Below are 13120 nucleotides of genomic sequence, written 5' to 3'. Positions count from 1 at the left end.
CAGCACGACCGCGCCGACCGCGGCGCACTCCGCCGGACGCTAGAGCGCTCCCCGCTTCGTCAGCCAGTTGAAGCAGAGCCAGCCCGGCAACACCGGCAGCCACAGGGTCAGCAGCCGGTACAGCAGCACAGCAGGGGTGGCGACCTCCAGCGGCAGATGGCCCACCGTGACCAGGCCGACGGTGAGCGCGCCCTCGACCGCGCCGATGCCGCCGGGGGTCGGGGCCGCCGAGCCGAGCGCGTTGCCCGCGAGGAAGACCACGGCCACGCTCGCGAAGCTGATGGACACGTTGCCGTGCCCGAAGGCGCGGATCGAGGCGTCGAGACACAGCACGAACGCGCCGGTCAGCAACAGCATGCCGCCGATGCCGGTGAGCAGCTTCATCGGCCGCTGGAGCACGTCCAGCATGCGCGGCACGACACCCGCGAAGAGCGAGCGCAGCCGGGTCGAGACGAACTTCCGCATGAAGGGGATCGCGGTGACCACCAGGACCAGCACAGCCACCGTCAGCAGTCCGGCGATGACCGTCCTCGACGGGGTGAACGACCGCGACTTCTCCGTACCCGTCAGATAGCCGAAGGCGAGCAGCAGCAGGATGTGCGCCCCGAGGCCGAAGAGCTGCGACGCGCCGACGCTCGCCACCGCGAGCCCCGGACGCACCCCCGAGCGCTGGAGGAAGCGCGTGTTCAGCGCGACACCGCCGACCGCCGCCGGTGCCACGATCTTCACGAACGAGCCGGCGACCTGGGCGACCACGGTCCGCCAGAACCTCACCCGCTCCGGCACGAAGCCGAGCAGGCTCATCGCGGCCGCCACATAGCTCAGCGCCGAGAAGAGCACCGCCGCCGCCACCCACCGCCAGTCGGCCTGACTGATCACGGACAGCGGCGTGCTGGCGACCTGGGAGAGCAGGAAGTACGCGGCGATGGCGCCGGCGATCAGGCTGACCAGCGTGCGGGGCTTGATCCGCTCCAGGCGGACCGGTTCGACCGGCGCCTGCGGCCGGATCAGCAGCACCTGCCGCCGGATCTGTGCCAGCAGGTCCTCGTCGCGGGCCTCGTCGAGCGCCACGTCGATGGCCCGCTTCTCGGCCTGCTTCTCCGCCTTCTCGATCTTCCTGCCGGCTTTCCGGTCGGCCACGCGGTCGACCGTCGCCTCCTCGCCGGGGGCGGCTGCCTCGGCACGGGCCCGCTTCGCCGCCTCCGAGGCCTCCAGGACGGCCTCGCGCTCCCGCTGCGACCGCTCCCGGGCCAGTCTCCTGAGCGTCGCGCGCGTGGAGCGGCTCAGGGCGATCGGCTGGAGGAGGGGGAGACAGTCGGCGATCGCGTCAGGGCCGAGGACCTCGACGGCCGTCGCCACCGCGCGCTCGGCGCCCACCCGCAGACCGAGGGTGGTGAGGAGCTGGGCGATGTCCATCCGCAGGACCAGATCGCCCGCCGCGATCTCACCACCCCGCAGATCGGTCAGTATCACGCTGCCGGAACGATCCACCAGGATCGCGTCCCCCGTGAGCCTGCGGTGCGCGATCCTGCGCGACTGCAGGGCCCGCACCTGACGCCAGGCGCTGCGCACCAGATCGTCGGTGATCTCCTCGTCCTCCAGCGAGTCCAGGGACCGGCCGCCCAGGTGCTCGTACACGAGCATCACGGCGTCCGGACCGAGCTCCGAGGTGGCGATCAGCTTCGGCGCGTTGGCGCCCGCCGCGATCGCCGCGTACGCGAGGAGCGCCTCCTGCTCCAGCGCCTGACGCAGGGACACGATCGAGCGGCGGGTGGTGATGGCCCGCAGGGTGAGCCGGCGCCACGCCCGGTAGAAGAAGCCGTGCGCCTGTTGCTCGCGGTCGACGACCGTGACGTCGAGCGGAGGCCCGTCCTCCAGCGTGACGATGTACCGGCGGCCGCGGTCCCCGCTGTCGGCCGAGTCGGGCACCCCCGCCCCCTCGGCGCGGAGCGCCGTGACCGGCCGGAAGCCGACCCGGCGCAGTCCGGCGAGGAGGGTCTGGCCGGTGGGCCGGACGTTGGGGGAGCCGACCGCGTAGAGCGTTCCGTACGCGACGGTCCAGCCGATCAGCACCGTCAGGATGATCGAGAACGCCGTGGTGTACCCGGCCACCAGCATGGTGAACGCGTCGAGCAGCAGCACGGTCCACAGGAGCACCCGCCAGCGCGGCCTGCGGGCCATGCCGACGGCCGTCATGTAGGCGATGACGGGCGCGAGGTAGTTGTGGACCGGGTCGGTGAGCCCGCCTCCGGCCTGCGGCTGGGTCAGCGCGTCCTGGATGGTGCCGGGCGCGGCCCTGGCGACCCAGAGGTCGGTGGCGAGGGTGACGCCGTGGGCGAGCACGGCGGCCAGGACGCCGTCGGCGATCCGCAGCCCGTCGCGTTTGATCAGCCGCTCGATGGCGAAGGCGACCGGCACGAGGAGTACGGCGATGCTGGAGACGAGACCGGCGATCTTGACGAAGACGTCCGGGGCGCCGCCGGCGCCCTTGTTGATGTCCTGCTCGAGACCGGAGGTGGTGCCGTGGGCGAAGGCGGCGATGGCGACGACGAGGGCGATCGCGAGGACGCCGACGAGCAGCCGCATCAGGTCGGAGGGCCGGTGCACACGGGCGGCGAGCAGCGGCTCGTCCCCGGAGACGCGCTCGCTGGGCTCCCCGTCGGGGGCGGCTGCCTCAGGGGCGGCCACGTCGGGGGCGGCTGCCTCAGGGGCGGCCACGTCGGGAGCGGGTGCCTCCTGGGCGGGCACGTCGGGGGCGGGTGCCTCCTGGGCGGGCACGTCGGGGGCCGGGGCGGGCGGGCGCGGCGTGGGCGTCCCGGGGGTGGGCCGCTCTGGGTGCGCCTCCTCCTCGGGAGGCTGAGCGTCGTGCCCCATCGCCATGTCCGTCTCTGCTTGTGCCGCCTGTGCCGCTTGCTCGAACTGATACCCGTTGTGGTACCCGTCGTGGTGTTCTTGTCGCTCTTGATCTCGTATCACCAGTCACCGCCCGGACGATGGTGGCATGAAGCGGCCTCCGACGGAGGCACCAGGGCGTTGTCGGTGCGGTGAGGCAGGATGGGGCGGATGAGTATGCAGGAGCTTCCGGAGTACGCGGAGCGGGTGCTGGAGGTCGCCGAACTGATCCCGCCCGGCCGGGTGATGACCTACGGCGACGTGGCCGAATGGCTGGGCGAAGGGGGACCGCGTCAGGTCGGCCGTGTCATGGCTCTGTACGGCGGGGCCGTGCCGTGGTGGCGCGTGGTGCGCTCCGACGGCGTGCTGCTGCCGGGCCACGAGCTGCGCGCCCTGGGGCACTACCGCGAGGAGGGCACGCCGCTGCGCGAGGCCGGCCGAGCCGCCGAGGGGCACCTGCCGAAGCTCGACATGCGACGGGCACGGTGGGACGGCGGTCGGGACGCGGCAGCGGGCGCCGGTCGGGACGCGGCCGGCGACGCAGGAGAGGACGCGGCCGCGGGCGTGCGGCCGGGTGCGGGAACTCACACCTGACAGCTTCGCCCATGGCAGGAGGGGCCGAGCGGCCCGATGACGGTACGGAGGCCCGTACGGAGTAAGACCCGGGTGCCCTCCGTATCCCGTAACGTCGTCGTTCGCCCCGTACACCTCTCCACCTTCTCGTTCAGGACCGGTCGATCCACGTGAGTTCCTCCTCCACCACCCGGCGTACGCCGTACCAGGGGCGGACCACGGGCGCGTACCGCCTCGTGCGGACCGCCCCGGCGGCGGTGGAGCCCCCTCTCCTGGACGCAACCCAGCGTGAAGTGGTTGACCACGCGGGCGGGCCACTGCTCGTCCTGGCCGGACCCGGCACCGGAAAGACGACCACGCTGGTGGAGGCGGTCGCCGCCCGCGTCGAGAAGGGCACGGACCCGGAACGGATCCTCGTGCTCACCTTCAGCCGCAAGGCGGCCGTGGAGCTGCGCGACCGGATGGCGGTCCGGCTCGGCGGCGCGCGGCCCCCGCAGGCGACGACCTTCCACTCGTACTGCTACGCCCTGATCCGCGCCCACCAGGACGCCGACCTGTTCGCCGAACCGCTGCGGCTGCTCTCCGGACCGGAGCAGGATCTCGCCGTACGGGAACTGCTCGCGGGCCAGATCGACCTGGAGAAGGCGGGCCTCGGGCGGGCGCGGTGGCCGGACGAGCTGAGGGCATGTCTGACGACACGGGGCTTCGCCGACGAGGTACGGGCCGTCCTCGCGCGGTCGCGGGAACTGGGGCTCGGGCCGCGGTCCCTCGCGGAGTTCGCCCAGCGGGTCGGCCGGCCGGACTGGAAGGCGGCCGCCGGATTCCTGGCGGAGTACCTCGACGTCCTGGACCTCCAGGGGGTCCTCGACTACACCGAACTGGTGCACCGGGCGGTGCTGCTGTCCGAGCGCGTGACGCTGCCCCCCTACGACGCTGTCTTCGTGGACGAGTACCAGGACACGGACCCGGCGCAGCTGCGGCTGCTGCGCGCGCTGGCGGGCGACGGGCGCACCCTGGTCGCCTTCGGCGACCCCGACCAGTCGATCTACGCCTTCCGGGGCGCCGACGTCAACGGCATCCTCGACTTCCCCGACACCTTCGGCGGCGCCGAGGTCCGCGTTCTGACGCGTTCGCGCCGCTCGGGCGCCGAGCTGCTCGCCGCGACCCGCCGCCTCACCGTGCGGATGCCCCTGCCGCGCCTGCCCGCCGACAAGGTCAGGGCGCACCGGGAGCTGACCGCGGTACGGGACGGGGGACGGCTGGAGGTCTACACGTACCCGACCGCCTCCACCGAATCGGAGAACATCGCCGACCTCCTGCGCCGCGCCCACCTGGAGGACGGCGTCCCGTGGCAGGACATGGCGGTCCTGGTCCGCGCGGGCAGCACCGTCCCGGCCCTCCGCCGCGCTCTCACCTCCGCCGGCGTCCCCCTCGAGACGGACGCCGCCGACACCCCGCTCCGCCACGAACCGGCGGTGGCTCCTCTCCTCCTCGCCCTGCGGGCGGCGGCGACGGCGGACGCCGACTCGACCGCGTCGGCAAAGCCCGACTCGGCCCACTCGGCCCACTCGGACATCTCGGACGTCTTGGCCGGCCCCGGGGCAGCCGAGGTCGCGGAGGCCTCCGAGGCCTCCGAGGGCACGGAGGACGGGGACGACGAACCGGCGCTCAGGGGCGAGGACGGGGACGACGAACCGGCGCTCGGGGCGGAGGACGGCGGCGCGGCCGTCGCCCCGCCGTCCGGTGCCTGGATCGACACCGAGACCGCCCTCTCCCTCCTCGCCTCCCCCCTCGCCGCCATGGACCCCGCCGACCTGCGGCGGCTCGGCCGCGCCCTGCGGGACGAGGAACGGGCCGGCGGGACCAGGGTCCCGCCCCCGTCCGACGTCCTCCTCGCCCGCGCGCTCGCCGAGCCCGAGCGGCTCGTCGCCCACGACCAGTCCTACGCCCGCGGCGCCAAGCGGCTCGGCGAGCTGCTCCAGCAGGCCCGCGCCCGCCTCGCCGCCGGAGGCACCGCCGAGGAGGCGCTCTGGCTGCTCTGGAACGGGACTCCCTGGCCCGGCCGCCTGGAGCGCGCCGCCCTGCGCGGCGGCCCGGCCGGACGCAACGCAGACCGCGATCTCGACGCCGTCTGCGCTCTCTTCGAGACCGCCGCGCGCGCCGAGGACCGCGTCGGCGGCCGCGGCGCACTGAACTTCCTCGAAGAACTCGACGCCCAGGACATCGCCGCCGACACCCTCTCCCGGCGCCAGGCCCGCCCCGAGGCCGTCCGGCTCATGACGGCCCACCGGGCCAAGGGCCTGGAGTGGAGCCTTGTCGTCGTCGCCGGTGTCCAGGAAGGGCTCTGGCCCGACCTGCGCCGCCGCGGCTCCCTCCTCGAAGCCGACCGCATCGGCCGCGACGGGCTCGCCGAACCGCTCACCCCCGGCGCCCTCCTCGCCGAGGAGCGCCGGCTCTTCTACGTCGCCGCCACCCGCGCCCGCGACCGCCTGGTCGTCACCGCCGTCAAGGCTCCGGCCGACGACGGCGACCAGCCCTCCCGCTTTCTCACCGAGCTCGGCACCGAGCCCAAGGACGTCTCCGGCCGCCCGCGCCGCCCCCTCGCCGTCGCCGCGCTCGTCGCCGAGCTGCGCGCCACCACCGTCGACCCGGACGCCTCCGACGCGCTTCGCGACGCCGCCGCCCAGCGTCTGGCCCAGCTTGCCGCGCTCACCGACGACGAGGGCCAGCCGTTGGTGCCGGCCGCGCATCCGGACCGCTGGTGGGGCCTGTTCGAGCCGACCCACAGCAGGGTCCCGTTGCGCGACCGCGACCACCCCGTCGCCCTCTCCGGCTCCGCCCTCGACCAGCTCGCCAACACCTGCGCCCTCCAGTGGTTCCTCGGCCGCGAGGTCAAGGCCGCCGCCCCCGCCACGGCCGCCCAGGGCTTCGGCAACGTCGTCCACGTCCTCGCCGACGAGGTCGCCTCCGGCCGTACCCCCGCCGACCTGGACGTCCTCATGGCCCGCCTCGACTCGGTCTGGGACGCGCTCGCCTTCGACGCGCCCTGGAAGTCGGCGCAGGAGAAGGAGCACGCGCGCGTGGCGCTGGAACGCTTCCTGCGCTGGCACGTCATGGATCGCGGCGGCCGCACCCCCGCCGCCACCGAGCACGACTTCGACGTCACCCTCGAAGCCGGGGAGTACGAGGTCCGGATCCGGGGCTCCATGGACCGCGTCGAGGCCGACGAGCGGGGCCGGGCCTACGTCGTGGACTTCAAGACAGGCAAGTCCGCCCCGACCCGGGACGAGGTCGCCCACCACCCTCAGCTCGCCGTCTACCAGCTCGCGGTACGCGAAGGAGCCCTGGACGAGGTCTTCGACGGCCGCCGCCCCGAACCCGGCGGCGCCGAACTCGTACAACTGCGCCAGTCCGCCCCCAAGAAGGAGGGCGGGGACGCGCTCCCGAAGATCCAGGCACAGGAACCCCTGGCGGGGGAGTGGGTCGGCGACCTGCTCGCGACGGCCGCCGGCCGGGTCCTGGACGAGCGCTTCACCCCCACCACCGGCCAGCACTGCGCCCACTGCACCTTCCGCTCCGCGTGCAGCGCCCAGCCGGAGGGTCGCCACATCGTGGAGTAGGCCGTACGCCGGGGCCGGTCACCCGACTGGAGTAGCGGCCGCGCGCCCGGAGGGTAAGGCTGGTACGAGGGGCCGACCGAGGAGGGCCGCATGGCGTACCGACGCACGCTCCGGGCCGCCACCGTCGTCTGTGCCGCCGTGATGGCCGGCACCGTCCCGGCGGGCGGCCGGGCCGTGGCCGACAGCCCGGTGACGGACGTACGGGTACGGCCGGTCGCCGCCGCACCCTCGCCCACCCCTTCACCCTCGCCCGACCCCTTCAAGGGGCTGAGCGCCGACCAGATCGCCGACCGCGCCGTCTCCGCCACGCAGTCCGCGACCTCACTCCGGATGGCCGGGCGGGTCACGTCGGACGACCAGCCCCTGGACGTCGACTTCTCGCTCAACGACAAGCAGGAGTGCAGCGGGCGGATGAAGATCAAGGGTGGCGCCGCCGAGCTGCGGCAGATGGACAAGATCACGTACATGAAGGGCGACGAGCGGTTCTGGCGGGTCTCCATGACCTCGCAGGGCGTGCCGGAGCGTCAGATCGACGCCACGATCGAACTTCTCAAGGGCCGCTGGCTGAAGATCACGCCCGATCAGGCGGGCAGCCGTGATCTGAGCGGGGTCTGCGACCTCAAGGCGCTCCTCGCCGACATGGGCAAGGACAAGGACGAGGACAAGGACGAGCGCGGGGAGCTGACCAGGGGGCCGGACGCGAAGGTCGACGGCACGCCCGTCGCCACCCTGGTGAACAAGAAGCCCGGCGACGGCACGACCACGGTCTCCGTCTCCCAGAAGGGCAAGCCCTACATCCTCAAGATGGTCAAGGCGGGTGGCGACGAGCCGGGGACGATGGTCCTCTCCGACTTCGACAAGCCCGTGAAGGTCGTCGTACCGCCCGCGGACGAGACGGTGGACCTCTCGAAGCTGGACCAGGGCACGAGGACCTGAGGTCCGCGAGGGCCACCGTCGGCGACCGTGGCCGGCCGTGGTCGGCGCTGTCGGTGGTCGCCGTTAGCCTCTTTGGGGTGACCGCACGCATCACCGACCCCGAGCAGCTCAAGGAGCTCCTCGGCATCCCGTTCACCCCGGAGCAGACGGCCTGCATCGTCGCGCCGCCCGCCCCGCAGGTCATCGTGGCCGGAGCCGGATCCGGCAAGACGACGGTGATGGCCGCCCGGGTGGTCTGGCTGGTCGGCACGGGCCAGGTCGCCCCCGAGCAGGTCCTCGGCCTGACGTTCACCAACAAGGCCGCCGGCGAACTCGCCGAACGTGTCCGCACCGCGCTCGTACGCGCCGGGGTCACCGACCCCGACGTCATCGACCCTGAGAACCCTCCGGGCGAGCCCCGCATCTCCACGTACCACGCCTTCGCCGGCCAGCTGCTGACCGACCACGGTCTGCGCATCGGCCTGGAGCCGACCTCCCGCCTGCTCGCCGACGCCACCCGCTACCAGCTCGCCGCGCGCGTGCTGCGCGAGGCACCGGGGCCGTACCCCGCCCTGACCCGGTCCTTCCCGACCCTCGTCAGCGACCTCCTCGCCCTCGACGCGGAGCTGGCCGAACACCTCGTACGCCCCGAGGACCTCGTCGCGTACGACTCCGGCCTCCTCACCGCCCTGTCCCGCGCCAAGCTCTCCAACGCCGACCTGCGCAAGGTCCCCGAGACGGCGGCGGCCCGCCGCGAGCTGCTCGACCTCGTCGTCCGCTACCGCGCGGCCAAGCGCTCCCGCGACCTGCTCGACTTCGGCGACCAGATCGCCCTCTCCGCCGAACTCGCCACCACGCGCGCGGAGGTCGGCGCGATCCTGCGGGACGAGTTCCGGGTCGTCCTGCTCGACGAGTACCAGGACACCTCCGTCGCCCAGCGGCTCCTGCTGTCCGGCCTCTTCGGCGGTGGCACCGGCCACGCCGTCACCGCCGTCGGCGACCCCTGCCAGGCGATCTACGGCTGGCGCGGCGCCTCCGTCGCCAACCTCGACGACTTCCCCGACCACTTCCCGTACCAGGACGGCACGCCCGCCACCCGCTACGCGCTCTCCGAGAACCGGCGCAGCGGCGGCCGGCTCCTCGACCTCGCCAACGGGCTGGCCGCCCCGCTGCGCGCCATGCACGCGGGCGTGGAGGCACTGCGCCCGGCGCCCGGCGCCGAAGCGGACGGCACGGTACGGATCGCGCTCCTGCCGACGCACGCCGAGGAGATCGACTGGCTCGCCGACTCCCTGGCCCATCTGGTCCGCACGGGCAGGGAACCGGGCGAGATCGCGGTCCTGTGCCGGACGGCGACCGACTTCCCCGCCATCCAGGCCGCGCTGGTCGCCCGGGACGTCCCGGTAGAGGTAGTCGGCCTCTCCGGGCTCCTGCACCTGCCCGAGGTCGCCGACCTGGTCGCCGTGTGCGAGGTGCTCCAGGACCCCGGCGCCAACGCCTCCCTCGTCCGGCTCCTGACGGGCCCCCGCTGGCGCATCGGCCCGCGCGACCTCGCCCTCCTCGGCCGCCGCGCCCGGCTCCTCGTCCACCGCGCCGGCGAGGACCCCGACGCGGACGCCGACCAGCGGCTCGCCGCGGCGGTCGAGGGCGTCGACCCGGCCGAGGTCGTCTCGCTCGCCGACGCGCTCGACACGTTCCTGGAGTCGGGCGGCGAGGACGACGGACTCCCCTTCTCCGCCGAGGCGCGGGTCCGCTTCGCCCGCCTCGCCGCCGAGCTGCGCTCCCTGCGCTCCTCGCTCGCGGACCCCCTGATGGACGTCCTGCACCGGGTCCTCGCCACCACCGGCCTGGAGGTCGAGCTCTCCGCCTCCCCGCACGCCCTGGCCGCCCGCCGCCGCGAGACGCTCTCCCACTTCCTCGACATAGCGGCAGGCTTCGCCTCCCTGGACGGCGAGGCGAACCTGCTGGCCTTCCTCGGCTTCCTGCGCACGGCCGCGCAGTACGAGAAGGGCCTCGACAACGCGCTCCCCGGCGGCGAGAACACGGTCAAGGTCCTCACCGCGCACAAGTCCAAGGGCCTGGAATGGGACGTGGTGGCGGTGCCCGGCCTCGTCGCGTCCCAGTTCCCGAGCACCAGGGCCCGCGAGTCGTGGACCTCCCAGCCGCAGGTCCTGCCGCACGACCTGCGCGGCGACGCCGCCACGCTGCCGGGGATCGACACCTGGGACGCCGCCTCCCTGAAGACCTTCAAGGAGCGGATGCGGGACCACCAGCACACCGAGGAGCTCCGCCTCGGCTACGTCACCTTCACCCGTCCCCGCTCCCTCCTCCTCGGCTCCGGCCACTGGTGGGGCCCGGCCCAGAAGAAGCCGCGCGGCCCCTCGGCGTTCCTTCAGTCGCTGTACGACCACTGCGCGGCCGGCTTCGGTGAGATCGAGGTCTGGTCCGACGAACCGGCCCAGGACGCGGAGAACCCCTCCCTCACGGAACACACGCAGGACCAGGCCTGGCCCCTCCCTCTGGACGAGGCCGCCTTGAAGCGCCGCAGAAAGGCGGCGGAGCAGGTGATGACGGCGTTGTGGGCACATGGTCCGCAGGGCGCAAGGGGTGGGCACCACGCCATGAACGCGCTGCCCGCGCAAGGGCCCGTCCCCCCGGCCCCGGCCGCCGAGCCCTTCGACGAGGACCTCTGGCCCGAGGAGGAACCCCTCTGGGACGAGGACCCTTTCCCGGGCGAGGACACCTTCCGGGACGAGGACATCTTCCGGGACGAGCAGCCCGCGCCCGAAAGGCTCCCCGCCCCCCGGGCGCCCGAGGACGACGCCCCGGCCCGCCCCACCCTCACCCCCGAGGAACAGAAGACGCTCGCCTCCTGGGACCGCGACCTCACCGCCCTCACCACCGAGCTCCGCCGCTCCCGCGCCACCACCCGCGACGTCCTGCTGCCCGCCTACCTCTCCGCCTCCCAGGTCCTCCGCCTGGCCGCCGACCCCGACGGGTTCGCCCAGGAGCTGGCCCGCCCGATGCCCCGGCCGCCGCAGCCCGCCGCCCGCCGCGGCACGCGTTTCCACGCGTGGGTGGAGTCCCGCTTCGAGGAGCTGCCGCTCCCCATGCTCGGCCCGGACGAGCTCCCCGGCGGCGAGGACTTCGCCGGTGAGCCGGAGATCGTCGACGAGCGGGACCTCGATGCGCTGAAGGACGCCTTCGCCCTCACCCCGTACGCCCGTCGCAGCCCCCACCGCGTCGAGGTCCCCGTCCACCTCTCGCTCGCGGGACGGGTCGTGCGGGGCAGGATCGACGCCGTCTACCGGGACCCGGACACCGGCGGGTACGAGATCGTCGACTGGAAGACCAGCCACCTCCGCACCGCCGACCCGCTCCAGCTGGCGATCTACCGCCTCGGCTGGGCCGAGCAGCACGGCCTGCCCGTCGAGGAGGTCGCCGCCGCCTTCGTCTACGTACGGACGGGAGAGGTCGTACGCCCCGCCCGCCTCCCCGGCCGGGCAGAGCTGGAGAGCATCCTGCTGGGCAGGCCGGTGGCCGGGTCCGCGGTCGCGTCCGCGGGTGGGACGGCGAGCGCCCCGGCGGACCGTCCGGAGGGCGGACCGCCGGACGGTCCCGCCCCGGGCGCCGGATAGGCTCAGACGTATGAGCGAGACCCCGGACAACGTCGTCCAGACCGTACGTACGTACATCGATCAGCACCGCGCCGCCTTCCTCGACGAGCTCGCCGAGTGGCTGCGCATCCCCTCCGTGTCGGCGCAGCCCGACCACGCGGAGGACGTACGGCGCAGCGCCCGGTGGCTCGCGGCCAAGCTGTCCGACACCGGCTTCACGACGGTCGAGATCTGGGAGACCGGGGACGGGGCGGGCGCACCCGCCGTCTTCGCCGAGTGGCCCTCGGGCGACGCCGACGCCCCGACCGTGCTGGTCTACGGGCACCACGACGTCCAGCCCGCCGCCCGCGAGGACGGCTGGCACACCGACCCCTTCGAGCCGCACGTCGTCGACGGCCGGATGTACGCGCGTGGTGCGGCCGACGACAAGGGGCAGGTCTTCTTCCACACGCTCGGTGTCCGCGCCCATCTCGCCGCGACCGGACGCACCGCACCCGCCGTCAACCTCAAGCTGATCGTCGAGGGCGAGGAGGAGTCGGGGTCCCCGCACTTCCGCGACCTGGTCGAGGCGCACGCCGCCCGGCTCGCCGCCGATGTCGTGATCGTCTCCGACACCGGCATGTGGTCCGAGGACACCCCGACCGTCTGCACCGGCATGCGCGGTGTCGCGGACTGCGAGATCGAGCTGTACGGCCCCGATCAGGACATCCACTCCGGATCCTTCGGCGGAGCCGTGCCCAATCCGGCCACCGTCGCCGGCCGCATCGTCGCCGCGCTCCACGACGAGGACGAGCGCGTCGCCGTCCCCGGCTTCTACGACGGCGTCACCGAGCTCTCCGCCGCCGAGCGCGCCCTCATCGCCGAGCTGCCCTTCGACGAGGCCGCCTGGCTGAACACCGCCAAGTCCCACGGCACCCTGGGGGAGGCCGGCTTCTCCACCCTGGAGCGCGTCTGGGCCCGCCCCACCGCCGAGGTCAACGGCATCGGCGGGGGCTACCAGGGCCCCGGCGGCAAGACCGTCGTCCCCGCCTCCGCCCAGCTGAAGCTCTCCTTCCGGCTGGTCGCGGGCCAGGACCCGGCCAAGATCGAGCTCGCGGTGCGCGACTGGCTCGACGGCCTGGTCCCCGCCGGCATCCGGTACGACATCGTCTTCGGCGCCCCGACCCGGCCCTGCCTCACCCCGCTCGACCACCCCGCCCTGCGGGCCGTCGCCGGGGCGATGAGCCGGGCCTTCGACGGCGCCACGGTCCGGTTCACCCGCGAGGGCGGCTCCGGACCCGCCGCCGACCTGCAGGACGTCCTGGGCGCGCCGGTGCTGTTCCTCGGCATCTCCGTACCGTCCGACGGCTGGCACGCCCCCAACGAGAAGGTCGAGCTGGACCTCCTCATGAAGGGCGTCGAGACCACCGCTCATCTGTGGGGCGACCTGCCCGCTGCCGTCCCGGCAGCCGCCCCGCAGCGCTGAACGCTGAACCACACACCTGATCCGGGGGAGTTGGAAGC

General features: G+C 73.8%; 6 protein-coding genes. 5 read left to right on the top strand and 1 reads right to left on the bottom strand.

What is annotated here, in order from left to right:
• Positions 1-39: 39 nt before the first annotated feature.
• Positions 40-2880 (bottom strand): lysylphosphatidylglycerol synthase transmembrane domain-containing protein, encoded by a 2841-nt coding sequence (locus IE136_RS13955; RefSeq protein WP_373309062.1) that lies wholly within the window; start codon positions 2878-2880, stop codon positions 40-42.
• A 174-nt stretch (positions 2881-3054) separates the two neighbouring features.
• Between IE136_RS13955 and IE136_RS13950 the strand changes: the two genes are divergently transcribed.
• The 5 genes from IE136_RS13950 (at position 3055) to IE136_RS13930 (ending at position 13082) form a co-directional block, all read left to right on the top strand.
• Complete coding sequence (locus IE136_RS13950) at positions 3055-3486, top strand: MGMT family protein (protein WP_229818832.1); 432 nt, start codon at positions 3055-3057, stop codon at positions 3484-3486.
• Between the two features lie 149 nt (positions 3487-3635).
• On the top strand, positions 3636-7085 hold the full coding sequence (locus tag IE136_RS13945) for an ATP-dependent helicase (protein ID WP_189600482.1): 3450 nt from the start codon (positions 3636-3638) through the stop codon (positions 7083-7085).
• 90 nt (positions 7086-7175) lie between these two features.
• Positions 7176-8021 (top strand): hypothetical protein, encoded by an 846-nt coding sequence (locus IE136_RS13940; protein WP_189600481.1) that lies wholly within the window; start codon positions 7176-7178, stop codon positions 8019-8021.
• A gap of 77 nt (positions 8022-8098) precedes the next feature.
• Positions 8099-11638, top strand: a complete 3540-nt coding sequence (locus IE136_RS13935; protein ID WP_189600480.1) for an ATP-dependent helicase — start codon at positions 8099-8101, stop codon at positions 11636-11638.
• Positions 11639-11648: 10 nt separating this feature from the next.
• Positions 11649-13082, top strand: coding sequence for a dipeptidase (locus IE136_RS13930; protein ID WP_158990203.1), 1434 nt, complete (start codon positions 11649-11651; stop codon positions 13080-13082).
• The last annotated feature ends 38 nt before the right edge of the window (positions 13083-13120 follow it).

This window comes from Streptomyces lateritius, assembly GCF_014649715.1.
Taxonomy (GTDB): Bacteria; Actinomycetota; Actinomycetes; order Streptomycetales; family Streptomycetaceae; genus Streptomyces; species Streptomyces lateritius.
Note: the sequence above shows the minus strand (reverse complement) of the source record. Positions and strands in the feature narration are given on the sequence as shown.

Excerpts from the sequence above, each read along its gene's own strand:
- IE136_RS13955 (WP_373309062.1), bottom strand. The coding sequence starts at position 2,880 with ATGGCGATGGGGCACGACGCTCAGCCTCCCGAGGAGGAGGCGCACCCA.
- IE136_RS13940 (WP_189600481.1), top strand. The coding sequence starts at position 7,176 with ATGGCGTACCGACGCACGCTCCGGGCCGCCACCGTCGTCTGTGCCGCC.
- IE136_RS13950 (WP_229818832.1), top strand. The coding sequence starts at position 3,055 with ATGGGGCGGATGAGTATGCAGGAGCTTCCGGAGTACGCGGAGCGGGTG.
- IE136_RS13930 (WP_158990203.1), top strand. The coding sequence starts at position 11,649 with ATGAGCGAGACCCCGGACAACGTCGTCCAGACCGTACGTACGTACATC.